This is a genomic window from Streptomyces sp. NPDC050988 (assembly GCF_044456225.1).
Classification (GTDB): Bacteria; Actinomycetota; Actinomycetes; order Streptomycetales; family Streptomycetaceae; genus Streptomyces.
Genome location: NZ_JBITFQ010000001.1, coordinates 43,735 through 66,984 on the forward strand (window position 1 = coordinate 43,735; position 23,250 = coordinate 66,984).

Here is a 23,250-nt window from a genome sequence, read left to right on the forward strand (position 1 = left end):
GCCGGCACACCTCTGGTCGCGGCAGGCCCCGCTGGATACGTTCCACCCATGCCCCCCGAGCCGACCGCCCTGAGCAAGCTCAACACCGAGGTCGTCCTCCGCTACCTCCACGTGTTCGAGACACGGGACCTCGACGAACTCGCGGAACTCGTCGCCGAGGACGTGGTGGTCCACGGCGCCGGGCAGCATGTGCGGGGGCGGCGCCATCCGGAAGGGGCGATATCGAGCCCCGGTCTGTCCAACTGCCGCGTGCGAGTGGACGATCTGTTCGCCGCCGAGGACCGGGTGGTCACCGCTTTCACCCTGACGTACAGGCACGACCGCACCGGGCGTGACCTGACCATGTCGGGCATCAAGTCCTATCGCCTGAGCGAGGGGCGGATCGTCGAGTTCTGGGGTGAGACCGATCTTCACGGCCTCCTCCGGCAGCTCGGGCTCGTTCCGGAGGAGATCCCGCCCTTCTGACGGTGGGCCGGGGTTTCGGACTTCGCACCCCTGTCCAGCGGAAACGGGGCCTTTCACCCTAACGAAGTGCCCGTGCCCGACGACCGGACGGGCGGGGCCGGTCGTCCACTAGCTTCCTTCCCCTGACACCAGGGGACATAGGAGCGACGTGGCCGGAGTGAGCCTCCCGGAACATCCGTACAGCCGCACGGAGGCGACCCGGCTGTTGTGCGCCGGCGTCTATCAGGACGCCGGTTTCCGGCGCCGGGTCATCGATGAACTCGTGGATCACCAGGAGCGGCCGGTGGCCCCTCCGCTGGGGGTCGACGTCCTGCCCGTACTGGCCCATGCCGTGCGTGTCACACGGCAGGAGGCGCGCACGGCAGGGCTGATGCTCGTCGCCTGGCTCGGATTCCTGCTGTCCGACGTCGTGATGTTCTGGGACCGCGTCGCCGACAGCTGGGGCGACGGGGCCGAGGTCGGCTTCGGTGACGTGATCACCGCGTTCTACGCCGGTGACGACAAGCTCACCGCCGGAATGCCCATGCCGTGGTCGCAGTTCTACGCGTTCGTCGCCCTCGGCCTGTGGTTCGCGCACGCCGTGAAGGCGCAGAGCTCCGAGGGGCGTCAGGCGGGCCTCCCCGACCCGGTGGCCAAGGCGGCCGAGGGCTTCGGCCGCACGGTGACCTGGTGTGCGGCGATGTTCGCCGTCTTCTACTGGTACTGGTACGTGGCCGGGGTGCTCCGCGGCACCGTACAGACGCCCTATCCACTGCTGTTTCCGCTGCTCATCGCCTTGATCGCATGGTGGCACCAAGCCACTCAGCGCCGGTCCCTGTGCCACTGGCTGTCGCGCTGGACCTTCCAGAAGACGACTCAACCCGACCTGCCCGCAGGGCCGTTGTACGAGGATCTGCTCGCCAACATCCAGCGCGAGCAGAAGGCCAAACTGACCCTCTACGAAGCGGACAGCCCCTTCGTCGGACTGGGCACACGGCGTCGGGCCTGGTCCTTCGCGATGGAACTGCGCAAGCGCTCCGGGCCGCCGACCGCGCCCGCCGCCCCGGCCGATCCCGCTTCGAACGGGGCCCTGATCCCGCACCAGGACAAGGGACCCCTCACCGCCGAGGGCGCACTCGCCATGATCGAGCCGCAGTTGCTGCGGCTGCGCGACTCGGCGGCACGCACCGGGAAGGACCGGCTCCGCGAGCTGGAGATCGACCGGTTCGTCTATCTGCCGGGCGGTGTGGGCCGTGACGAGGAACTGCACGTCGGCGGCAGCCCGGACGCGAGCGCGACGGCGGCGGGCGGAGCCGGCCGGGACGGTCTGACGGTCTACGACCCCGTCCAGGTCGCCGCCCACCTGAAGGAAGCAGTCGACGAGGGCGGCGAGGGACGGCGCGTGTTCCTCCGCGTCCGCATCGGCACATGGCACGAACAGGTCGTGGTGACGGTCCTGGTCCGCGTCCACACCCAGGGCGGCATGCTCGTACTGGAGGTCTCACCGTACGTACTCGGCCCGGTCCGCAAGGACTTCAGGAACGTGGACGCCCTGGTGGACCAGCTGCCCGAGGGCTGGGCGCGCGGCGCGGTGCGCGCTCTGGGGCACGGTCCCGCGACCGGCGTCAGCGCGGGCATCAGCGCCGTGAAGACCGTCTCCAGGGAACTCACCACCGGCTGGTCCACCCGCGAACCGGCCCCCGACGTGCCCCGGGTCTCGCTGCGTCAGCTGACCGCCACCTCCTGGCTGTCGCCGTATCAGGAGATGGACGTCACCCGGTACATCAAGACCGTCGAGGAGCGCATCGTGAACGGCGTGCGCCAGGCGCTCCACGCACACGGCTACCAGACCGAGCAGTTCGAGCAGCACGTCTACCAGGTCAGCGGCGGAAGCGTCTTCGTCCAGGAGATGTCCGGCGGCTCCGTCGCCACCGGCTCCCACGGCAGCGCCACCTCCCACAACACCGCCCCCGCACCGGCCCACGGCACACCGAGCACCGACCCCAGCTAGGCACCGGACCCCAAGGACCCAGCACATGAGCGACACAGGACACCCCACCCCCGGCCGGCCGACGCAGGACGGCGGTGCCGGCAGCGTGCACATCGGCTCCATGAGCGGCGGCTCGATCGCCACCGGCAGCCATGGCAGCGCGTACTCCGTCAACCAGACGGGGGCAGAGCCGGACGTGCGCCACGCAGAACTGCTCCAGGCGATTCGCTCCCTGCGCGAAGCCCTTCCCGCGCGGGAGCGAAGTGCCGAGGACACGACCCTCGACGGTGAACTCGCCGACGCGGAGGCGGAGATCACACGCACCGGCGCCGCCGGGCCGGAACGCCTCACCCGCCTGCTGACGGGCGTACGCGGCTGGCTGGGATCACAGGCCGCGGCCGCCGGGGCCATTGCCTCGGCGACAGCCGTCGTCCAGGGCATCGCCCAGCTCCTCGGATGACCGACGGGATGACGACGGACGACGGCAGGCAGCCGATGACGAGCGCGGGACGGCGAAACGGAGGGCCGCGGCGATGAGGGTGTTCGACATCGAGCGGCAGGAGTGGGGCGGTTCCCGGCGCGAACGTCTCTTCCACCCTGACCAGTACCTGGACGTGCCGCGGCAGAAGACGGTCCGGCAGCAGACGGGGATCGTGCTCGCGGTCGCCGGGCTCGCCTTCGGCATCTGGGCACTGGCCTGGAAGGACGAGCCGGAACCGTACAAGGACCCCGCCGCCACCAGGCAGGAGACCTCTGAGACGACCTCGGGCGGGACCGGAGACGACGTGCCGCCGGACGGGTCGCCCTCGCAGGACACCACCTTCGAGTCGTCGGCGGCCCTCCCCGAGGACTACGAGTCCCTCCGGGACATCGCGGGGTATCGGGTGGCGTTGCCGAAGGGCTGGGAGCGCAAGAGCCGGTCGTCGCAGTACGGCATCGACATCGTCGACTACCGCAGTCCGGACGGCACCCGACGGCTTCAGGTGTTCCAGGTGATGGAGACCTCTCCGTACTCCTCGCTGCAGGCCGCGCAGATCGAGGCGGAGAAGCTCGACGGATACGAACCGGTCGCCATGGAGGAGGTCCCGAGCGCCGTGGGGCAGGCGGCCGAGCACGAGTACCGCGCGGACGAGATCGCGGGCGAGCTGGGCGGCGGCGGCACCCGGCACGTCATCGACCATCGCTTCGAGGCGACGGACGGCGAACGGTACGCGCTGGTCGCGTACGGCTCCGAGGCCGACGGAACCGAGGACGAACGGGAACTCGTGGACACGGCCCTGCTCTGGTTCTGCCCGCCCGGGACGCAGTGCGACGACCCGGTCGGCTGACCGGGTCGGTCAGCCTGTGACCGGCCCGGTCAGAAGATTCCCTGTCCGGGGACGAGGTTCCCGCGCGGGTCGTACGTCTTCCGCGCGGCGGCGAACTGGGGCCAGGCGGACCCGAAGTGCCGTCGCCAGTCGGCCCGGTCGAAGGGCACGGAGCCGACCGGGTACCGGGTGCCGCCGGCCGCGCGGACGAGGTCGTACGCGGACCGGTTGGCCGCCAGCAGTCGCCGGACCGATGCCGTGTCGTCGGGAGGGGTGCTCCGCAGGATCGCGAAGAGGTAGGGCATGGGGTCGTCGGGCATGCGCAGCAGCGGAGTCCGCAGGTGTTCGCGCACCAGCGGGTAGAGCAGCACGACGCCGCCGGGACCCACGTCGTCCGGGGTGAGCGTGTCCAGGAGCCGGCCTGTCACCTCGGCCGCCTTCCGGCCGGGCACGAGCAGGTTGAGCCATGGATGGGCGTACGCCCACAGCCCGGCTTCCTTGAGAGCGGCGACGGCCGGGGCGAGCCGGTCGAGGAAGTCGTAGTACGGGATGTCCGTGATCTCCGCGCCCGACGGGTCGTGCCGCAGGCCCCGCAGGAGCGCGGTGTCGTCGGGAACGTCTCCCGCGGGCGGTCCGTAGGCGACGGCCTCGATGACGTACCCGCGGAAGGCACCCGTGGCATCCGGAACGATCTGCCCCTCGACGTAGGAGAACCGCCGGTCGCCGACGAGCAGACGCTGGTCGTCCACGAAGGTCCGCAGATCGTCGTACGGCAGGAGGTAGTGGCGTACGGTCTCGGGCGCACGGACCAGCCGAATGGTCGCGCCGACGACCACGGCGCACTGGCCGAGGCCTGCGAGTGCGGCGAGGAACAGGTCTTGGTGGCGGGTCGGGGAGCAGCGCAGCAACTCCCCCGCGCCGGTGACGACTTCCAGCTCCAGGACGTTGTCGACCTGCGCGCCGTGGCGGTGGGTCTGGCCGCCGAGGCCGCCGACGGACAGCGTTCCGCCGACGGAGAGTTCGAGGTAGTCGGTGAAGACGGGAGGGGTCAGGCCGTGGACGAGGGTGGCCTTGGCGACGTCGCTCCACTTCGCGCCGGCGCCGACCCTGACGCCGGTGCTGCCGGGGCCTAGCGGCTGGATTGCGTTGAGCGGAGTGGTCTCGACGACCAGGCCGCCGGCGACCTGTGCCTGGCCGTTCGTGGCGTGGCCCTGTCCGCGTGGGGCGACCGGGATTCCGCGTCTGTCGCAGAACCGCACCATCGCCACGACGTCCGCGACGGAGCCCGGGCGCAGCACCGCGGCCGGTCGGCGGTGCACGATGTGGCCGAAGTCGTCGGCGGCGGCGCTCAGTGAGGCGTCGTCGGTGTGGAGGGTTCCGTCCAGGTCGGGGATGCCGTGCAGCGGCCCGTCGGACGGGGTCACCGCCCAGCTGCGTGTGAAGGGGTCGAAGCCGATCACCGCGGTTCCGGCGGCGGCCAGGCCGCGCAGCACGGAACGTCGGGGCGGTCTGCGGGACATGCGTTCCTCCAGGGGAAGGACCCGATGAACCGGTCAACAGCCGCCCACTCTAGAACCCTTGGCGCACGAGGACACGGCCCCGCGCCGGTGGTCCCCGGGCTTCGTTCGGGTCGTGCCTTCGCCCGCGCCGTCCGCCGTCGGGGCTCGTGGTGTGCGTGACTCAGGCGCGGGACTCGCGCGGCGCGGCCGTCGTGCCCCGTACCTCCAGCACCGGCGTGCTGAGGACGGTCTCGGCGCGACGGGCGGGGTCGGCAATCCGGTCGAGCAGGCACTGTGCGGCGCGGCGGCCGACATCGTGGCCGGCGCTGTCCACGCTGGTGAGCCACAGGTGGCGCAGGCGCGCGAGGTAGGTGTTGTCGTAGCCGACGAGAGAGAGGTCGTGCGGCACGCGTAGGCCGAGTTCCTCGGCGGCCGACAGGGCGCCGACACAGGCGATGTCGTTGAAGGCGAAGACGGCGGTGGGCCGTTCGCCCGCGCTCAGCAGCCGGACCGTGGCCCGGTAGCCGCCCTCCTCGGTCGGGTCGCCCTGTTCGACGACGGCCGTGTCGGCCAGTCCGTGTTCGCGCATGACGGTCTCGAAGCCGCGGCGGCGCAGTTCGCCGACCATGCCCTGCCCGGCGATGTGGGCGATGCGCCGGTGGCCGAGCGCGATGAGGTGCTCGGTGGCGAGCCGGGCCCCGTACTGGTCGTCGTTGACGACGAGGTCGACGTGCGGCAGAACGGGTTCGCGGGCGCCCGCGACGACGGTGGGCACCCGCGTGGCCGCCGTGCGCAGCGCCTCGGGGCCCGGCAGCGTACCGACGGCGATCAGGCCATCGACCCGCAGGTCCGTGAAGGCGCGGGTGAGGTCCTCGCCCAGGCGCAGGTTGAGATGGCCGTCGGCAAGGAGCATGCGCAGGCCGTGGGCGTGCAGCAGGGAGTTGAGGCCGTCGAGCAGTTCCACGAACCAGGGGTTGCGCATGTCGTTGAGGAGCACGCCGACCGTCCGGGTGCGGCGCTCGCTGAGGCTCCGTGCGGCGGCGTTGGGACGGTAGCCGAGTTCCTCGACGGCGGCCAGCACGGCCTGCCGTTTCTCGGGGCGCACGCGGTCGGATCCGCGCAGCACGAGCGAGACCAGGGATTTCGACACTCCGGCCCGTTCGGCGACGTCGCGGATCGTCGGTGGTCTCATGAAATGGACCGTTCCACAGGGATCGATGGCTTGTCAAAGGGTTCCGAGGGTGCTCCAACGGGCTTGACACGTGCGGGAACGGGCCTTCAGTGTGAACCGGGAGAGTTGTGGACCGGTCCAAAGAAGGGCAGTCATGGTGAGTACGCTCGGCGTCGCCGTCGTGGGTTTCGGCTGGATGGGGCGGGTGCACACCCAGGCGTACGCCCGTGTGCCGCACCACTTCCCCCGGCTGCCCGTGCGGCCCGAACTGGTCGCCGTGGCCGACGAGGTGCCCGGCCGGGCCGAGGAGGCCGCGGAGCAGTACGGCTTCGCGACGGCGGCCCGGGACTGGCGGGAGGTCGCCGCCGATCCCCGGGTCCAGGCGGTGAGCATCGCCGCCCCGAACTTCCTGCACCGCGAGATCGGCGTCGCCATGGCCGAGGCGGGCAAGCACATCTGGATCGAGAAGCCGGTCGGCCTCACCGCCGAGGACGCGCGGGCCGTGGCCGGCGCCGTCTCGAAGGCGGGTGTTCGGGGCACGGTCGGCTTCAACTACCGCAACGCGCCGGCCGTCGCGGCGGCCCGCGAACTGATCGCCGCGGGCGAGATCGGCACGGTCACACATGTCCGCATCCGCCTCTTCAGTGACTACGCGGCCCACCCCGAGGGCGCCCTGACCTGGCGGTACGAGCGTGAGCGCGGCGGGAGCGGAGTGCTGGGCGACCTCGCCTCGCACGGTGTGGACCTGGCCCGCTTCCTGCTCGGCGAGATCGCGTCGCTGGCCGCCGACACGGCGGTCTTCGTCCCCGAGCGCGCCCGTCCGACCGGCGCCACCGCGGGTCACACCCGCTCGGCGGGCGGCGAACTGGGCCCGGTGGAGAACGAGGACTACGTGTCCTGCCTCCTGCGCTTCGCGTCCGGCGCCCGCGGTGTCCTGGAGGCGTGCCGGGTCTCGGTCGGCGAGCAGAACAACTACGGCTTCGAGATCCACGGCACCCAGGGCGCGGTCTCCTGGGACTTCCGCAGGATGGGCGAGCTGAGCGTCAGCCGGGGCACGGCGTACCAGGACCAGCCGGTCAGCACGCTGTACGTGGGCCCCGGGCACGGCGAGTACGCCGCCTTCCAGCCGGGCTCGGCCAACAGCATGGGCTACGACGACCTCAAGGTGATCGAGGCCTACAACTTCCTGCGCTCGATCGCCGAGGGCACGGCGTACGGCGCCACGGTCGAGGACGCAGTCCACTGCGCGGCCGCCCTGGACGCGATGTCGCGCTCCGCCGAGAGCGGGATCTGGGCCAGTCCCGCGTAAGGACGGAAGCCCGGGCAAGGACCGTAGCCCGCGTAAGGAACGAGGCCCGCGCCTACGAGGTGTGCCGGGTGAACAGCCCGTGGAAGCCGAAGGGGATGGCGTGCGGCACGTCCGCACGCGCCAGCACCTCGTACGTGCGGGCGTCCAGCACCAGCAGGAACGACGTGCCCCGCGCCGAGTCGAGGACGACCGACAGCACGACGCCGTCGTCCTCGCCCTCCGCGCCGGGAGCGGCCGTCGGTGCCGCCACGAAGACCGGCTCGCCCGGGTAGCAGCCCTCCTCGGACCACTTCAGCGCGTGCCCCGTCGTCACGTCGACCTTCACGAGCTGGTTGAGGAAGTCGTCACCGCTGCGGTCGCGGGCGCCCACACCGTACGCGTAGCGGTAGTCGACGCCGTTGTGCCGCCCGTACTCGATGCGCGGCAGCTCCAGTGACTCCTCCGACAGCGGCCGCACCTCGACCTCGCCGGTCCCGAGGCCGATGCGGTAGCGGGTGGGCAGCGCGAACGGGATCGCGTCGCCCGCGCGCAGTCGGTCCAGATACAGCGCATCGATGACGGAGGCGTCCTCGTACGAGCAGATGTCGAGGACGACGTCATCGCCGTCGTCGAAGGCGTTGATGTGGTGGAACGCGAAGAACGCCGGCCCCTCGTACACACCGCGCACCGAGCCGTCGCGCAGGTCCATGACCGTGAAGCGGGTGCCGCGCTCCGGCTCCCAGCGGTAGTTCTCGATGAACGGCCGGCCGCTGAGGACGATGTTCAGCGGGTTCACCACGAGCGGGAACTCCGCGAGGACCGCGTACCGGCGGGTGATCGCGAAGCTGTGCATGTAGGAGGGGCGGGCGATCCGGCGGCTGCCGATCAGCTCGCGGGCCGTGCCCGTGGCCTGCTGCCGGTAGACGCGGTATTCGCTGGTGCGCGAGAAGTGCAGCAGGTAGTTGACCAGGTCGCCGGTGGTGGGGTCCTGGTGCGGGTGGGCCGTGGTCAGCTGGCCGCTCAGCTTGTCCTCGTAGCCGACCACTCCAGCGGTCGCGAGCGTGTCCCGGTCGAAGGCGACCGGTATCGGCGTCTCGGTGAGTGCCACGAAGCGGTCGCCGAAGCGGGTGATGTTGACGTTCGCGTTCACGGAGGGCCTGCGCGAGAAGCGGGTGAAGAAACGGGCGAACAGCGAGCGGCACGGGTCGGTCGCGAACTCGGGGTAGGCGATCGTCCCCGACTCCACGGCGCGGTGGGCGGCGGTGTCGAGGAACCTGTTGGCGTAGGAGACCTTCCCGTCGTCGATGGTGAAGCGGTGCAGCATCGCCTGTCCGTCGAACCAGTGCCGCAGGGAACGCTCCCCCGCGTCGTAGCGCGCCGGCCCGTTGCGCAGCAGGCTCCCCTCCAGCCAGCCGGGGAGCGTCCCCTTGACCGACACCTCTGCGACTTCGGCCTCGTCGTGCAGCCCCTGGAACCCGGCCGCGAAACCCGGTGTACTCATGATCGCCTCCCGACATGCCACAGTGGACTGTGCTCTTCATTTCATGGCACACCGTCCACAGTGGAATGTCAAGGGAAGAACGGGATGGCCGACCTCAACCCCACCGCGGCTTCGCTGCTCGGTTTTCTGCACGGCGGGGAAGCCAGCGGGTACGAGCTGGTGCACACCGCCGAGCAGCTCATCGGCGACTTCTGGACCCTCACCCGGAGCCAGGTCTACCGCGAGCTGGCGGCCCTCGCCGGCCGCGGGCTCGTCGAGGCCGGGCCCGCGGGCCCCCGGTCGCGGCAGCCCTACCGGCTCACCGACGAGGGCCGGGCCGCCTTCGCCGCATGGCTCGCCGAGCCGCCGGGCTCCGAGCAGATCCGCTACCCGCTGCTGCTCACCATCGCCTTCGGCTCCGCCCTGGACCGGGACCGGCTGACGGAGTTCATCGCCGGGCACCGCGCCGACCACGAGAAGCGGCTCGCGGACTACCGCGAGAGGGTGGCCGCGGGCGCCCCGGACCGCTTCACGGAGGCCACACTGGCCTTCGGCATCCGTTACGAGGAGGCGGTGCTGGCCTGGATGGACGAACTGCCCGCGATCCTGGACGGACGGTAGGGCCTCGGCGTGGGCGGACCGCCCTCGGCGCGGCACCGGACGCAGCACCGGAGGCGGGCAACTGCTAGCGTCCGGCCGCGTGAACGACAGTGTGTATGTGGGAAACGCGGGCAAGGACGCGGCACTGGACCGGGGGTGGCTGCTCGGGCACTTCAAGGACGCCGACGATCCGCGCCACAGCGAGGCCCTGGAGATCAAGTGGGGCGTACACCCCAAGGGCGACGAGCGGGCGCGGTGGGTCGAGGGCGAGGAGCGCACGGCCCTCCAGGTCCTGGTGAGCGGCCGGTTCCGCGTCGAGTTCCCCGGCCGCAGCGTGACGCTGCGACAGCAGGGTGACTACGTGGTGTGGGGGCCCGGAGTGGACCACTCGTGGTTCGCGGAGGAGGAGTCGGTCGTGCTGACCGTCCGCTGGCCGTCCGTGCCCGGCTACGCGGTCCCGGAGACGGACCGAGATCCTCATCCTCAGTAGGATCGACCGCTCATGGACACGAGCACGGTGAACGAGATGATCGCTGTCCCACCGGGGCAGGTCACGCTGTCGGACCGGCGGACGCAGCGCAGTTGGCAGGTCGACCTCGCGCCCTACCGGCTCGGGGCGTTCCCGGTCACGCAGGCGCTGTACGCACAGGTCACGGGTGCGCGGCCGAGCAGCGCCGAGGGCGACCGGCTGCCCGTCGAGGGCGTTTCCTGGTGGGACGCCGTCCGGTTCTGCAACGCCCTGTCCCGGCACGAGGGGTTCGCCCCCGCCTACCTCCTCCACACCGACGACGAAGGCGTCGAGGGCATCGAGTGGAACGCGGCCGCGGACGGGTACCGGCTGCCCACCGAGGCCGAGTGGGAGCACGCCTGCCGCGCCGGTACGACCGGGCCGCGGTACGGGCCGCTGGACGACATCGCCTGGTACCGCGGCAACTCGGACGAGCGCGTCCACGACGTGGGCGGCAAGCAGCCCAACCCCTGGGGCCTGCACGACATGCTCGGCAACGTCTGGGACTGGTGCTGGGACGTCTACGACGCCGAGGTCTACGGGACCTACCGAGTCCTGCGCGGCGGCGGCTGGTTCGACGAACACTGGAGCTGCCGCGCCTCCGCTCGGCGCCGCAGCCACCCGAGCTACCAGGTCGACGACGTGGGGTTCCGCGTCGCACGCTCCGTCACGCCCTGATCCGCGCACTGCGACAGGGAGTTGCCCGGGTCGCCACGGAACCCCGTGGTCAACGCGCCCTCCACACCCGGGCGACCACACCTCACACAACGTTCACATTTGTTGACGCAGCGCATCGGGTTGGACCAAGATCTTCAACGGATCAGCGCTCGCGCCCTCGGCGAGGAGCGCGAACTCCCCCCATGCCCCACCCGTGTTGACCGCGGCCCGCCAGGCCGCGCCGCCACCGGCAGCCGGGGCCTCCCCCACACCGTTCATCTCAAGGAGTCTGTCTTGCTGCGCCACAATTCCGCGCTGCGCGCCGTCGCACCCGCCGCTGTCCTCGCGCTCACCCTCAGCGCGTGCGGCGGTGGCGACGACGCCGGCACGGACGCGAAGAAGTCCTCCCGGCCCAAGGCCACCGCCTCGCAGTCCAAGGCCGCGTCCGGGGGCGAGTTGGCCACCGGCGAGAGCGCCACGGGGAAGGTCGAGGAGGAAGACGGGAAGGTCACTTACGAGATCACCGCCCAGAAGGTCGACCTCGGCACCGAGGCCGAGGCCGCGAAGCTGGTCCAGGACAAGGCCGACGCCAAGGGCATGGCCCTCGCCGTCGCCCATGTGAAGTACACCCACAAGGCGGGCCCGGCCCTCACGAGCGACTCCGACGCGGGCGACGGCACCACCATCTGGGCCGACGGACAGCGCGGCACCCTGCTCCTCGGCTCCGCCGACGACGCCCCCGGCTGCGAGGACCCGTACGACGTCACCAGCTGGAAGTCCGGCGAGAGCCACACCTTCTGTGAGTCGTACCTGGTCCCCTCGAACGCGAGGTCCCTCGAGGTCCACTGGTCGGAGGAGGACGGCGAGCCCTACATCTGGAAGTTCCCCAACAAGTAGGCGGAACGCCCGCGTCATGGCTACACCGGCCCCCGAGCGGGCAAAGGAGGACCAACAGCCGCACGGGGGTGGTGTCATGGCGTGGCGGGCGGGGTGGTTCGCGTCGGTGGTGGCCGGGGCGGTGCGCTTGGTGGGGGCCTTGGTCCGGCCGGTGCTCGTGGCGGTTCTCGGGCCGCCCGGTGCCGCCGTCGCGGGGGCCGTGGCGGCCTCCGGCGGGCAGGCGTTGGACCGGGTCGCGGCGCGGCAGCAGGCGTTACCCGGGCTGCTGAGGATCTCGCGGCGGGGGCGGGTGCCGACCGTGGCCGACGCGCGGGATCCGATCTGGCTCGGGGTGCATCCGGCGCCGCCGGGCGGTGGTGGAGCGGCAGGCCTCGGCCGGGTGCCCGCGTTCATCGACCGGGACATGATGCCGCAGGTGGAGGCCGCGCTCAGCGCGGGTGAGGGGTTCGTCCTGCTGGTCGGCGAGTCGACGGCGGGCAAGTCGCGGCTCGCGTACGAGGTGATGCGCAAGCATTTCGCCAAGTACCACCTCATCGTGCCCGACAGCCGGGAGTCGGCCGTTCCCCTGGTCGACCTCGTCGTGCGGACGCGCCGGTCTGTCGTGTGGCTCGACGAGTTGGACGTGTTTCTGGGGGTCGGCGGGCTGACCGCGGGTCATGTGCAGCGGATGCTGGGCTCCGAGGACTCCAGTGTGGTGATCCTGGCGACGATGAGCGCCCAGCAGCACGGCAAGTTCGGGGCCAGGTCGGGGGCCGACAACGAGCCCGGGTTCGATGTCCTGCGCAGCGGCCGTGAGGTCATCCGGCTGGCCACCACGGTGCGGGTCGACCGTACGTGGAGCGCGGCCGAGATCGCCCGCGCCGAGCGGCACACCGAGGACCCCCGGATCAGGGCGGCGGTCAAGGGCGCCGGCCGGGATGGGCACGGGGTGGCCGAATACCTCGCCGCCGCACCGCAGTTGCTGGACGAGTGGCACAACGCCTGGTCCCCCGGCACCCATCCGCGCGCCGCCGCTCTGGTGACGGCCGCCGCGGACGCCCGCCGTACCGGCTTCCACCAGCCGCTGCCGCAGGAGGTCCTGCGCCGGCTGCACGAGGTGTATCTGGAGCGGCGCGGCGGGACCGCGCTGCGTCCGGAGCCCTGGGAGGAGGCGCTGACCTGGGCGACGGAACCCCTGCACGCCACGTCCAGCCTGCTGCTGCCGCACGACGGTGACCGCTTCCAGGCCTTCGACTACCTCCACCACACTCTCGACGAGCAGGTCCCTCCGCCACGCATCCCGGACACCGTCTGGGAGACCCTCATCGGCCACGCGAACGCCACGGGAGCACTCGACATCGGCACCACCGCCTACCAGCGCGGCGACCTCTCGCACGCCATGGCCGCGTTCGAGAAGGCGGGCCTGGGCCGCGGACGGCTGCCCCGCCAGTGGTACGCGACCTGTGTGGGCGAGGCCGGCAACCCCGCGCGGGCCGTCGAGCTGTACGGGGAGCTGGTGACCGAGTCGACGGGCGAACTGGGCCCGGACGCCCGCGAGACGCTGGAGAACCGCAACGCCTACGCCCGGTACGTCGGCATGGCCGGACGCCCCGCCGAAGCGGCGGACCTGTTGCGCGATGTCGTCGCCGACCGCGTACGGGTGCTGGGTGCCGGCCACTCCCACACCCTCAACAGCCGCAACAACCTTGCCCTGTTCCTCGGGGAGTCCGGCCGGATCGGCCCGGCGCTGACGGAGTTCGAGGCGGTGCTCGCCGACCGCACCCGGCTGCTGGGCGCCGACCATCCGCACACCCTCAGCACCCGCTACGGGCGCGCCTATCTGCTGGGCGACGCGGGCCGCCCCGCGCACGCGGCCCGGCTCTTCGAGAGTCTGGTCGCCGACCGGACCCGTACGCAGGGCCCGTACCACCCGTACACGCTCAACAACCGCCGCCACCATGCCCACTTCCTGGGGGAGGCCGGACACGCCGCACAGGCTGCCGAACTCTTCGAGGAGCTGATCCAGGACTGCCTCCAGGTCCTCGACCCGGACCATCCCGACACCGTCGCGGCCCGTCATGGGCACGCACGCTTCCTCGGCGAGTCCGGGGATCCCGCCAGGGCGGCGATGCTGCTCACAGCGCTGCTGGCCGACGCGAACGGGGACGGCGCGCGGGACGGCGGAACGCACGGCTCCCGCAGCCCGGTCGCCCTGGTGTGGCGGCGCTACCGGGCCTTCTTCACCGGCGAGGCGGGCGATCCCGACCAGGCCGCGCGGCTGCTCGACGAGCTGCTCACCGACAGCCGTGCCGTACTCGACGACGGCCACCCGCATCTGTTCGCGATCCGCGCCGCCCACGCCCGCAGCACGAGCCGCCGCGGCCGGACGCGGGAAGCCGTGGAGCTGTACGAGCGTCTCGTCGACGACTGCCGGTCGGCCCTGGGTGACGACCACCCGCACACGCTGGCCGCCCGCAGTGGTCACGCGCGCGGCCTGGGCGCGGTCGGCCGCGCCGCGGAAGCCGCCGACCTGCTGGAGATCCTCGTACAGGATCGCACCCGCATCCTCGGCGACGACCACCCCGCCACCCTGGGCAGCCGCAACGCCCACGCCCGGTGTGTCGGTGAGGCGGGCGACCGGGCGCGCGCCGCGCGGCTGCTGCGGCAGATACTCCAGGACCGTGTCCGGCACCTCGGCGAGGAGCACTCCTGGACCCTGCGCACCCGGCAGGAGCTCGCCGGATTCCAGTGAGCGGGAAGAACCGACACCCGTTCACCCTTTCGGGCGAGAGCCTCGGGCTGACACACTCCGGAGGGTGCGCGACTTCGACTTGCTCGTCATCGGATCCGGCCCGGGCGGCCAGAAGGCCGCCATAGCCGCGGCCAAGCTCGGCCGCCGGGTCGCCGTCGTCGACCGCCCCGACATGGTCGGTGGGGTCTCCATCCATACCGGGACCATCCCCTCAAAGACGCTTCGCGAGGCGGTCCTCTATCTCACGGGTCTCACCCAGCGCGATCTGTACGGCCAGAGCTACCGCCTGAAGGAGGACATCACCGTCGCCGACCTGACCGCGCGCACCTCGCACGTGGTCAGCCGCGAGGTCGACGTCATCCGCAACCAGCTCTCCCGCAACCACGTCTCCCTCTTCGCCGGCACCGGCCGCTTCGTCGACGACCACACCGTCGCCCTGCGCGAAGTGACCGGCCACGACCGGCTGTTGAGCGCGGACACCATCGTCATCGCCACTGGCACGCGCCCGGCCAGGCCCGCGACCGTCGAGTTCGACGAGCGGACGATCCTGGACTCCGACAACGTTCTCAACCTGGAACGGGTGCCCCGCTCCATGGTCATCGTCGGGGCCGGTGTGATCGGCATGGAGTACGCCTCCATGTTCGCCGCCCTCGGCAGCAAGATCACCGTGGTCGAACAGCGGCCCGGGATGCTCGACTTCTGCGACGTCGAGGTGATCGAGTCGCTCAAGTACCACCTGCGGGAACTCGCGGTCACGTTCCGCTTCGGCGAGACCGTCGCCGCGGTCGAACAGCACCCCAAGGGCACCCTCACCATCCTGGAGAGCGGCAAGAAGATCCCCGCCGACGCCGTCATGTACTCCGCCGGCCGGCAGGGGCTCACCGACGACCTCGACCTGGACAAGGCGGGGCTGTCCGCCGACCGGCGCGGGCGGATCACCGTCGACGAGCACTACCGCACCGAGGTGCCGCACATCTACGCCGTCGGCGACGTCATCGGCTTCCCGGCGCTGGCCGCGACCTCGATGGAGCAGGGGCGCACGGCGGCGTACCACGCGTGCGGCGAGCCGGTGAACCGGATGCACGACCTCCAGCCGATCGGCATCTACACCATTCCGGAGATCAGTTTCATCGGGAAGACCGAGGACCAACTGACCGAGGAATGCGTGCCGTTCGAGGTGGGCATCTCCCGCTACCGCGAACTGGCGCGGGGCCAGATCATCGGCGACTCGCACGGCATGCTCAAGCTGCTGGTCTCCCCCGAGACCCGGAAGCTGCTCGGCGTGCACTGCTTCGGCACGGGCGCCACCGAGCTCATCCACATCGGGCAGTCGGTGATGGGCTGCGGCGGAACCGTCGACTACCTGGTCGACGCCGTGTTCAACTACCCGACGCTCGCCGAGTCGTACAAGGTGGCCGCCCTGGACGCGACCAACAAGATCCGGCAGATCGACCGGCTCAGGGACTGACGGCCCTCCACTCGGAATCCGCCCACGGCGCTGGTGAGCCCTGCTCGCCAGCGCCGCGCGGACACCCTCACCGGACCCCGCACCGGACGCCCTCACCGGACCTCCGCACGGGGCCTGCGTCGGCCGCGGGGGCCGAGAGCATAAGCTCGGCACGTGGCCAAGTACTTCGACGTTCATCCCGAGAATCCTCAGCAGCGGACGATCAGCCAGGTCGCCGACTCCATCCGCGCGGGCGCGCTCGTCGTGTACCCCACGGACTCCTGCTTCGCACTGGGCTGTCAGCTGGGCAGCCGTGACGGCATCGACCGGATCCGTTCGATCCGTCGGCTCGACGACCGACACCACTTCACCCTCGTGTGCCAGAACTTCGCGCAGCTCGGCCAGTTCGTACAGGTCGACAACGACGTGTTCCGCGCGATCAAGGCATCGACCCCCGGCAGCTACACCTTCATCCTGCCCGCGACCAGGGAGGTGCCGCGCAAGCTGCTCCACCCGAAGAAGAAGACGGTCGGGGTCCGTATCCCCGACCACGTGGTCGCCCAGGCCCTGCTCGCCGAACTCGGTGAACCCCTCCTGTCCAGCACCCTGCTCCTGCCCGACGAGGAGGAGCCGATGACCCAGGGCTGGGAGATCAAGGAACAGCTCGACCACGTCGTCGACGCGGTGATCGACTCCGGGGACTGCGGCACCGAGCCGACCACGGTCATTGACTTCTCCAGCGGCGAGGCCGAGATCGTGCGCAAGGGAGCGGGCGACACGGCACGGTTCGAGTGATACGCCGCTCTGCGGCGCGACGGACGGTGGAGCCGCGCCGCACGTCGAGGCACGGCCGGGCTTGGAGCCGAGTGAGGACAGCTCGCGGCCGGGCCGGGAGCTGGGTGGCAACGGCTCGCGGCCGGGCCGGGAGCTGGGTGGCAACGGCTCGCGGCCGGGCCGGGAGCTGGGCGGGGACGGCCGGGACACTTCGGCGGATGCCGAAGCATTCGCCGCCTAGCGTCGGCTCCATGAACGACTCCCGGCGCCTCGTCCGCCGTACTGCCTCTGCCGTCCGGCCGACCACAAGCGGCGATCACGCCAGGCAGGGCGCCGCGTGACACCCCTGGAGGGTCTCGCCGTGTTCGCCGCCGGGGTGGGCGCGGGCGGCATCAACACCGCTGTCGGCTCGGGGACGCTCATCACCTTTCCGGTTCTGCTCGCCACCGGCCTGCCGCCCGTCACCGCCACGGTCTCCAACGCGCTGGGGCTGATCCCCGGCAACATCAGTGGAGCCTTCGGCTACCGGGAGGAACTGCGCGGCCAGCGCCGGCGCATCCTGAAACTGGGCGTCGGCGCCCTGCTGGGAGGCCTGACGGGCGCCACGCTCCTGCTGGCCCTCCCCGCGACGGCGTTCGAGCGGATCGTGCCGGTCATGGTGGGGCTCGCCCTCGTTCTGGTCGCGTTCCAGCCCCTCATCAGCAAGTACCTGCGCGGCCGGCGCGAACGGACCGGCGTCCCGGCCCGCAAGGACGGCGGCCCTCTGCTGTTCACCGGCATGACCCTCGCCAGCGTCTACGGCGGCTACTTCGCCGCCGCGCAGGGCATCATCTACGTGGCGGTGATGGGGACGCTCCTGGACGAGTCACTGCAGCGCCTCACCGCCGTCAAGAACGTGCTGGTCGCCATCGTCAACGCCGCAGCCGCGACGTTCTTCCTCTTCGTCGCGGACTTCGACTGGGCGGCCGTCGCACTGATCGCCTGCGGTTCCGCGCTGGGCGGCCAGTTCGGGGCCAGGATCGGCCGCCGCTTCAGCCCCGTGGCCCTGCGGGCCCTGATCGTGGCGGTCGGCACCGTCGCGATCGTCCAACTGCTGCTCCGCTGAGCCCGCATGGAACCCGAGTGGACTGCTCGGGTTCCACGCGTGCCGGGCGGACTACTCGGTGGCGGACGTGTCCTTCCCGCTGAACGGGCCCTCCAGCGCCGCCCACTGCAACAGCATGATGGTCTTGGCGTCGGCGATCTCACCGGTGCGGATCATGGACAGGGCCTGGCGGAAGGGCAGTTCGACGATCTCGATGTCCTCGCCCTCCTCGTCGAGGCCGCCGCCCTCGTGGGTGCGGGTGGCCGGTCCGTACGAGGCCGCGTAGAAGGTCACGCGCTCGGTGACCGAACCCGGGCTCATATAGACGTCGAAGACCCGCTGGACGTCACCGACCGTGTGGCCCGTCTCCTCGATGACCTCGCGTCGTACGGCGACCTCGGGGTGTTCGTCGTCCTCGTCCAGCAGTCCGCCCGGTGTCTCGACGAGCATCCCGTCCGGGTGGCCGTTGACGTACACGGGATAGCGGAACTGCCGGGTGAGCAGCACGGTTTCGCGGACTTCGTCGTAGAGCAGGATCGTGGCGCCGTTGCCGCGGTCGTGCGTTTCGCGCTCCTGGGTGGACCAGGTGCCGTCGGCGTGCTGGAAGTCGAAGGTCGTGGTGCGCTCCACGTACCAGTGGCAGGACAGCAGTTTCACGTCCCGCACCTTGACCCGGTGGTTTCCCGTCAGGTCGAGGCCGACCCGGTCGAGTCCGGTGCGGCCCCTGCTGTCGGGGGTGTCGACGCCCGCGGTCACCGTGCGCCGACCGGGGAGGAGGTGCGGATGGTGCCGGAGGTGCATGTGCAGGTGGAACAAGTGGTCATGCCCTGCTTCTACCATCCTGGTCCGGTCCGTGTCAGGCAGGTCAGGGACCGGTGGACTCGCCGGTGGTCAACCGCACCACGTTCGAGCGCTCTCCGTAGGTGAAGGCCCGGACCCGGTAGGACGCCTCCTTCTCGGTGGGCAGGGTGATCAGCCCGGTGGAATTGACGTCGGGATCGAGGACCACGACGGGTTCGTAGGCCGCGCCTGTCCTCGTCCGGGCCTCCAGCAGGAACCCCGCCTCGTCGGAGGCGTGGTCCGTCCACGTGAAGAGAACGCCGTTCGCATGCTTGACCGCGGCCTTGAACCCGGTGGGCGCTCCGGCACCCGTGGAACGGAGGGGCCCGCCCGGGACCGTCCGCTCCGAATCCTTGCGAGCGGGCAGCCAGTCGTGGCTGGAGTTCTCGTCCGCCGCCGTCAGCTCCCCCTTCGGGAGGGTGACGTTCACCGGCTCGGAGGCAGGACCGCCGAAGGCACGCAGCCGGTAGAAGAAGGTGGTGTTCGGCATCAGATCGGGGTGCCGGTAGTTCGTCACTTGAGGCGGCAGATACTGCAGGACGGTGTACGGTCCCGACTCCTCCGTCGCGAATTCGAGGACGTGGCCGGAGGCACCCGAACCGCCGCCCCGCCAGCGCAGATCGATGTCGGTGGGTGTGGTGCGCTCGGCATGAAGCACGACCCCCGAGGCGGTGTCGGCCTTCCCCGCCACGGGATGCCGGGCGGTCGTGGGACGCCTGTCCGCCCCGTCCGCGCCCGTCGTCCGGGTGGCGGAGCAGGCCGACAGCGCCAGGACGAGAGCGAGGACGAGCGCTGTCGGCGCCGCGATACGTACGGGAACACTCATGGGTTCTCGGCTACTTGCGCCAGAAGCGGACGTTGCTCCACACGACGGTGGCCGGTCCGTTGCCGCTGTTGGTGCGGTAGGCGCCGAACTTGTCGTAGAAGCTGCCGCCGGGGCTCGCGTAGGTGTGCTGGAGCGAGCCGTTGATGTACGTGCGGTGCGAACTGCCCACCTGGTGAACGGTGTTGACGCGGACCGTGGCGCCGACCGTGCCCGCGTTGGACAGGGTGGCGCCGCCGTGGACCGCGTACAGACGCCCGCCTCGTTCGGCGGCGAGCATGAAGTACGGGCCCGCCGCCGACTCGTTGAAGGTCTGCTTGAGGCTGATCCGGGTACCGCTGAGGCTGCTGATCCGGAAGTAGCCCTCGAACTGCCGGGTGCCGCCGGTGTAGGTGGCGTACCGCCGCTCGGCGCGCTGGTCGCCGCTGGCCGTCGAGCAGGTGAGCTGGAAGGTCAGGCCGTCGACCTGTCCGCAGCCGCGCTCCTGGACGGTGTAGGTGGGAGAGACGGAGGTCCAGCCGCCGGGTTCCACCTCGGCGACGGCGTTCGGCAGGGCCATGAACGTTGAAGCGCACACCGCACCGGTCACGGTGAGCGCCCGAAAGCGCGTGAGCATGTCGGCTCCCTGGGCGTGGGGGGTTCAGTCTGGATTCATAGATATGAACGATGACTGTCTTTTTGAACGACTGACTGGAAGGTAGGACTGGACCAACGGGCCGTCAAGAGGCCCATGTGCACCAGCTGTTCATCGCCGCGACCCGTCGCGGTCGACGAACCATCAGGTCATCCGTCCCGGACTCTTGACTCCGTTCGCCGCAGTCGCGATTCTCGACCCATCGCTTGCACGAGTCATGACAACCAGCCGCGGGGTGCCGAGCCCCGACCGGCCGGCTCATCGACTGCGCCGTCCGCCGACCGAAGACGTGGGTGATGACCATGGCTCAACAGCCGCACCACAGGCGCAGACCGATCACGGTTCTGTCGTTGCTCCTGCTCGTGATGGCCGTGACACTCGGCCCCACCCCCAGTTCCGCCGCGGGGACGGACTGGTGGAACCCGGTCGCGCGGCCGGCACCGGACTCCCAGATCGGCGTCACCGGCGAGCCCTTCAAGGGGACCAACTCCCAGGGCGAGGTACGCGGGTTCGTCGACGCGCACAACCACATCATGGCCAACGAGGCCTTCGGCGGCCGGCTCATCTGCGGCAAGCCGTTCTCCGAGGCGGGAGTGGCCGACGCGCTCAAGGACTGCCCCGAGCACTACCCCGACGGCTCGCTCGCGATCTTCGACTTCATCACCAACGGCGGCGACGGCAAGCACGACCCCGACGGGTGGCCCACCTTCAAGGACTGGCCGGCCTACGACTCGCTGACCCACCAGCAGAACTACTACGCCTGGGTGGAGCGGGCCTGGCGCGGCGGCCAGCGCGTACTCGTCAACGACCTCGTCACCAACGGCGTGATCTGCTCGGTCTACCCCTTCAAGGACCGCAGCTGTGACGAGATGACGTCCATCCGTCTGCAGGCGAAGCTGACCTACGACATGCAGGCCTACATCGACAAGATGTACGGCGGCACGGGCAAGGGCTGGTTCCGGATCGTCACCGACAGCGAGCAGGCCCGGAGCGTCATCGAGCAGGGCAAGCTGGCCGTCATCCTCGGCGTCGAGACGTCCGAGCCGTTCGGCTGCAAGCAGATCCTGGACATCGCCCAGTGCGACAAGGACGACATCGACGCCGGTCTGGACGAGCTGTACGACCTGGGCGTACGCAGCATGTTCCTCTGCCACAAGTTCGACAACGCGCTCTGCGGAGTCCGGTTCGACGAGGGTAGCCTCGGTACGGCGATCAACGTCGGCCAGTTCCTGTCGACCGGCACCTTCTGGCAGACCGAGAAGTGCACGGGCCCGCAGCACGACAACCCCATCGGAGGTGCGGCGGCGCCGAGCGCCGAGGAGGAGCTGCCGGCGGGGGTCGAGGTCCCGTCGTACGACGACGACGCCCAGTGCAACAAACGCGGGCTGACGGAGCTGGGCGAGTACGCCGTACGCGGCATGATGCAGCGCAAGATGATGCTCGAGGTCGACCACATGAGCGTCAAGGCCACCGGCCGCGCCCTCGACATCTTCGAGTCGGAGTCCTACCCCGGCGTGCTCTCCTCGCACAGCTGGATGGACCTCAACTGGACCGAGCGCGTCTACGGTCTCGGCGGCTTCATCGCCCAGTACATGCACGGATCCGAGGGATTCAGCGCGGAGGCGGACCGCACCAAGGCGCTGCGCGAGAAGTACGACGTCGGTTACGGCTACGGCACCGACATGAACGGCGTCGGCGGCTGGCCGGCCCCGCGCGGCGCGGACGCCTCGAACCCCGTGACGTATCCCTTCCGCAGTACCGACGGCGGCTCGGTCATCGACAAGCAGACGACCGGTTCGCGCACCTGGGACCTGAACACCGACGGCGCCTCGCACTACGGGCTGGTCCCGGACTGGATCGAGGACATCCGGAAAGTCGGCGGCCAGGACGTCGTGGACGACCTCTTCCGGGGCGCCGAGTCGTATCTCGACACCTGGGGTGCGTCCGAGGGGCACAAGGCGGGGGTGAATCTCGCCAAGGGCGCCTCCGCGTCGGCCAGTTCGTCGGAGTCCAACCCGTTCACGAGCTACGCCCCCGGCCGGGCCGTGGACGGGAACACGGACACCCGCTGGGCGAGCGACTGGAGCGACGACCAGTGGCTCCGGATCGACCTGGGCTCCACGAGCACGGTCAAGCGTGTCACCCTCGAATGGGAGCGCGCCTACGCGAAGTCGTACCGCGTCGAGGTCTCCACCGACGGCACCACCTGGCAGTCCGCCTGGTCCACCACCGCCGGTGACGGCGGTCTGGACACGGCCCTGTTCAACGGCGTACCGGCCCGCTACGTACGGATCCACGGGCTGGACCGGGGCACTGACTGGGGCTACTCCCTTTACGAGGTGGGCGTCTACAGCAGCTGACGCCCATCGGAACGAAAGGGAACACCCATGGCACGGATGCCGTCGGCCGAACGGCGTCGGCAGCTCACCGAAGCGGCCATCCGCGCGATGACCCGGGACGGCGTCTCCAGGACGACCACCCGGTCCATCGCCGCGGAGGCCGGTCTGTCCCTGAGCGTCTTCCACTACTGCTTCGACTCCAAGCAGGCCCTGATCGAGTCCGTCATCACGACGATCACCGAGCACTCCGTCACGGTGGTCAAGGAGGCGATCAGGCCGAAGGCCACCCTCCGGGAGACCGTCCGGGCCGGCTTCCAGGCCTACTGGGACCATGTGTCCGCGCATCCCGGCGAGCACATGCTCACGTACGAGTTGACGCAGTACGCCCTGCGTGAGCCGGGGTTCGAGCATCTGGCGCGGCGGCAGTACCAGCTGTACTGCGACACCTACACCGAGCTCGTCGAGCAGCTCGCCCGCGGCATGGACTTCGAACTCCGCGTCCCGGCCCCCGTGCTGGCCCGCTATCTGGCCGCCATGACCGACGGTCTGACCCTGAACTTCCTCGTGCTGGGCGACGACGCGGCCTGGGCGGACATCCTCGACACGATCACCGACCATGTCGCGGGCCTCGTGCGCGATGCGGACGAACTCCGGCCCCGCACGGAACCCGGTCCCGCCGGTTCCGCTTTTTCGTCCCCCTGATGTGACCCTTTACAAAAGGCCACTTGAGTGACGAA

The 23,250-nt window shown here is 70.6% G+C and carries 21 protein-coding genes; 15 read left to right on the forward strand and 6 right to left on the reverse strand.

Annotation, left to right across the window (positions count from 1 at the left end; genetic code table 11):
- Positions 1-48 precede the first annotated feature (48 nt).
- The 4 genes from ACIBEI_RS00175 (at position 49) to ACIBEI_RS00190 (ending at position 3,762) form a co-directional block, all read left to right on the forward strand.
- Complete coding sequence (locus ACIBEI_RS00175) at positions 49-465, forward strand: ester cyclase (RefSeq protein WP_398883483.1); 417 nt, start codon at positions 49-51, stop codon at positions 463-465.
- Between the two features lie 148 nt (positions 466-613).
- Positions 614-2,455, forward strand: coding sequence for a hypothetical protein (locus ACIBEI_RS00180; RefSeq protein ID WP_398883485.1), 1,842 nt, complete (start codon positions 614-616; stop codon positions 2,453-2,455).
- A gap of 25 nt (positions 2,456-2,480) precedes the next feature.
- A complete protein-coding gene (locus ACIBEI_RS00185) occupies positions 2,481-2,894 on the forward strand; it encodes a hypothetical protein (RefSeq protein ID WP_398883487.1) in 414 nt (137 codons plus the stop codon).
- Between the two features lie 73 nt (positions 2,895-2,967).
- Positions 2,968-3,762, forward strand: a complete 795-nt coding sequence (locus ACIBEI_RS00190; RefSeq protein ID WP_398883489.1) for a hypothetical protein — start codon at positions 2,968-2,970, stop codon at positions 3,760-3,762.
- Positions 3,763-3,791: 29 nt separating this feature from the next.
- On the opposite strand, the gene ACIBEI_RS00195 is transcribed toward ACIBEI_RS00190, so the two are convergent.
- Together ACIBEI_RS00195 and ACIBEI_RS00200 are read right to left on the reverse strand one after the other, a co-directional pair.
- Entirely contained in the window at positions 3,792-5,261 is a 1,470-nt protein-coding gene (locus tag ACIBEI_RS00195) for an FAD-binding protein (protein WP_398883491.1), read from the reverse strand.
- A 160-nt stretch (positions 5,262-5,421) separates the two neighbouring features.
- The gene (locus ACIBEI_RS00200; protein ID WP_398883493.1) at positions 5,422-6,432 is read right to left on the reverse strand and encodes a LacI family DNA-binding transcriptional regulator; all 1,011 of its coding nucleotides are present in this window, start codon (positions 6,430-6,432) and stop codon (positions 5,422-5,424) included.
- 133 nt (positions 6,433-6,565) lie between these two features.
- Here ACIBEI_RS00200 and ACIBEI_RS00205 point away from each other — a divergent pair, with 133 nt between their 5' ends.
- Positions 6,566-7,720 (forward strand): Gfo/Idh/MocA family protein, encoded by a 1,155-nt coding sequence (locus ACIBEI_RS00205; protein WP_398883495.1) that lies wholly within the window; start codon positions 6,566-6,568, stop codon positions 7,718-7,720.
- Positions 7,721-7,772: 52 nt separating this feature from the next.
- Here ACIBEI_RS00205 and ACIBEI_RS00210 read toward each other — a convergent pair whose 3' ends face one another.
- A complete protein-coding gene (locus tag ACIBEI_RS00210; protein WP_398883497.1) occupies positions 7,773-9,200 on the reverse strand; it encodes a carotenoid oxygenase family protein in 1,428 nt (475 codons plus the stop codon).
- A gap of 84 nt (positions 9,201-9,284) precedes the next feature.
- On the opposite strand from ACIBEI_RS00210, the gene ACIBEI_RS00215 reads away from it, so the two are divergent.
- The 8 genes from ACIBEI_RS00215 to ACIBEI_RS00250 all read left to right on the forward strand — a co-directional run bounded on the left by ACIBEI_RS00215 (position 9,285) and on the right by ACIBEI_RS00250 (position 17,898).
- Positions 9,285-9,800 carry a PadR family transcriptional regulator gene (locus ACIBEI_RS00215; protein ID WP_398883499.1) on the forward strand — a complete coding sequence of 172 codons (516 nt, stop codon included), beginning with the start codon at positions 9,285-9,287 and terminating at the stop codon, positions 9,798-9,800.
- Positions 9,801-9,879: 79 nt separating this feature from the next.
- Positions 9,880-10,269, forward strand: a complete 390-nt coding sequence (locus ACIBEI_RS00220; RefSeq protein ID WP_398883501.1) for a signal peptidase I — start codon at positions 9,880-9,882, stop codon at positions 10,267-10,269.
- Between the two features lie 12 nt (positions 10,270-10,281).
- A complete protein-coding gene (locus ACIBEI_RS00225) occupies positions 10,282-10,965 on the forward strand; it encodes a formylglycine-generating enzyme family protein (protein WP_398883503.1) in 684 nt (227 codons plus the stop codon).
- 273 nt (positions 10,966-11,238) lie between these two features.
- Entirely contained in the window at positions 11,239-11,841 is a 603-nt protein-coding gene (locus ACIBEI_RS00230) for a hypothetical protein (RefSeq protein WP_398883505.1), read from the forward strand.
- Between the two features lie 16 nt (positions 11,842-11,857).
- Positions 11,858-14,572 (forward strand): tetratricopeptide repeat protein, encoded by a 2,715-nt coding sequence (locus ACIBEI_RS00235; protein ID WP_398883507.1) that lies wholly within the window; start codon positions 11,858-11,860, stop codon positions 14,570-14,572.
- Positions 14,573-14,636: 64 nt separating this feature from the next.
- Positions 14,637-16,040, forward strand: a complete 1,404-nt coding sequence (gene sthA / locus ACIBEI_RS00240) for a Si-specific NAD(P)(+) transhydrogenase (RefSeq protein ID WP_398883509.1) — start codon at positions 14,637-14,639, stop codon at positions 16,038-16,040.
- 153 nt (positions 16,041-16,193) lie between these two features.
- Positions 16,194-16,814 carry an L-threonylcarbamoyladenylate synthase gene (locus ACIBEI_RS00245; RefSeq protein ID WP_055611488.1) on the forward strand — a complete coding sequence of 207 codons (621 nt, stop codon included), beginning with the start codon at positions 16,194-16,196 and terminating at the stop codon, positions 16,812-16,814.
- 316 nt (positions 16,815-17,130) lie between these two features.
- Positions 17,131-17,898, forward strand: a complete 768-nt coding sequence (locus tag ACIBEI_RS00250) for a sulfite exporter TauE/SafE family protein (protein WP_398883512.1) — start codon at positions 17,131-17,133, stop codon at positions 17,896-17,898.
- 51 nt (positions 17,899-17,949) lie between these two features.
- Here ACIBEI_RS00250 and ACIBEI_RS00255 read toward each other — a convergent pair whose 3' ends face one another.
- The 3 genes from ACIBEI_RS00255 to ACIBEI_RS00265 all read right to left on the reverse strand — a co-directional run bounded on the left by ACIBEI_RS00255 (position 17,950) and on the right by ACIBEI_RS00265 (position 20,156).
- Positions 17,950-18,633, reverse strand: a complete 684-nt coding sequence (locus tag ACIBEI_RS00255) for an NUDIX domain-containing protein (RefSeq protein WP_398885012.1) — start codon at positions 18,631-18,633, stop codon at positions 17,950-17,952.
- A gap of 109 nt (positions 18,634-18,742) precedes the next feature.
- Positions 18,743-19,543, reverse strand: coding sequence for a fibronectin type III domain-containing protein (locus ACIBEI_RS00260; protein ID WP_398883514.1), 801 nt, complete (start codon positions 19,541-19,543; stop codon positions 18,743-18,745).
- A 10-nt stretch (positions 19,544-19,553) separates the two neighbouring features.
- Positions 19,554-20,156 (reverse strand): hypothetical protein, encoded by a 603-nt coding sequence (locus ACIBEI_RS00265; RefSeq protein ID WP_392784542.1) that lies wholly within the window; start codon positions 20,154-20,156, stop codon positions 19,554-19,556.
- Between the two features lie 314 nt (positions 20,157-20,470).
- Between ACIBEI_RS00265 and ACIBEI_RS00270 the strand changes: the two genes are divergently transcribed.
- Both ACIBEI_RS00270 and ACIBEI_RS00275 read left to right on the forward strand, forming a co-directional pair.
- Positions 20,471-22,534: a discoidin domain-containing protein gene (locus ACIBEI_RS00270; RefSeq protein ID WP_398883516.1), complete on the forward strand. Its 2,064-nt coding sequence runs from the start codon at positions 20,471-20,473 to the stop codon at positions 22,532-22,534.
- Positions 22,535-22,561: 27 nt separating this feature from the next.
- A complete protein-coding gene (locus ACIBEI_RS00275; protein WP_398883518.1) occupies positions 22,562-23,215 on the forward strand; it encodes a TetR/AcrR family transcriptional regulator in 654 nt (217 codons plus the stop codon).
- Positions 23,216-23,250: the final 35 nt, after the last annotated feature.

Excerpts from the sequence above, each read along its gene's own strand:
- ACIBEI_RS00175 (WP_398883483.1), top strand. The coding sequence starts at position 49 with ATGCCCCCCGAGCCGACCGCCCTGAGCAAGCTCAACACCGAGGTCGTC.
- ACIBEI_RS00185 (WP_398883487.1), top strand. The coding sequence starts at position 2,481 with ATGAGCGACACAGGACACCCCACCCCCGGCCGGCCGACGCAGGACGGC.
- ACIBEI_RS00190 (WP_398883489.1), top strand. The coding sequence starts at position 2,968 with ATGAGGGTGTTCGACATCGAGCGGCAGGAGTGGGGCGGTTCCCGGCGC.
- ACIBEI_RS00195 (WP_398883491.1), bottom strand. The coding sequence starts at position 5,261 with ATGTCCCGCAGACCGCCCCGACGTTCCGTGCTGCGCGGCCTGGCCGCC.
- ACIBEI_RS00200 (WP_398883493.1), bottom strand. The coding sequence starts at position 6,432 with ATGAGACCACCGACGATCCGCGACGTCGCCGAACGGGCCGGAGTGTCG.
- ACIBEI_RS00205 (WP_398883495.1), top strand. The coding sequence starts at position 6,566 with ATGGTGAGTACGCTCGGCGTCGCCGTCGTGGGTTTCGGCTGGATGGGG.
- ACIBEI_RS00210 (WP_398883497.1), bottom strand. The coding sequence starts at position 9,200 with ATGAGTACACCGGGTTTCGCGGCCGGGTTCCAGGGGCTGCACGACGAG.
- ACIBEI_RS00215 (WP_398883499.1), top strand. The coding sequence starts at position 9,285 with ATGGCCGACCTCAACCCCACCGCGGCTTCGCTGCTCGGTTTTCTGCAC.
- ACIBEI_RS00225 (WP_398883503.1), top strand. The coding sequence starts at position 10,282 with ATGGACACGAGCACGGTGAACGAGATGATCGCTGTCCCACCGGGGCAG.
- ACIBEI_RS00235 (WP_398883507.1), top strand. The coding sequence starts at position 11,858 with ATGGCTACACCGGCCCCCGAGCGGGCAAAGGAGGACCAACAGCCGCAC.
- ACIBEI_RS00260 (WP_398883514.1), bottom strand. The coding sequence starts at position 19,543 with ATGAGTGTTCCCGTACGTATCGCGGCGCCGACAGCGCTCGTCCTCGCT.
- ACIBEI_RS00265 (WP_392784542.1), bottom strand. The coding sequence starts at position 20,156 with ATGCTCACGCGCTTTCGGGCGCTCACCGTGACCGGTGCGGTGTGCGCT.
- ACIBEI_RS00270 (WP_398883516.1), top strand. The coding sequence starts at position 20,471 with ATGACCATGGCTCAACAGCCGCACCACAGGCGCAGACCGATCACGGTT.
- ACIBEI_RS00275 (WP_398883518.1), top strand. The coding sequence starts at position 22,562 with ATGGCACGGATGCCGTCGGCCGAACGGCGTCGGCAGCTCACCGAAGCG.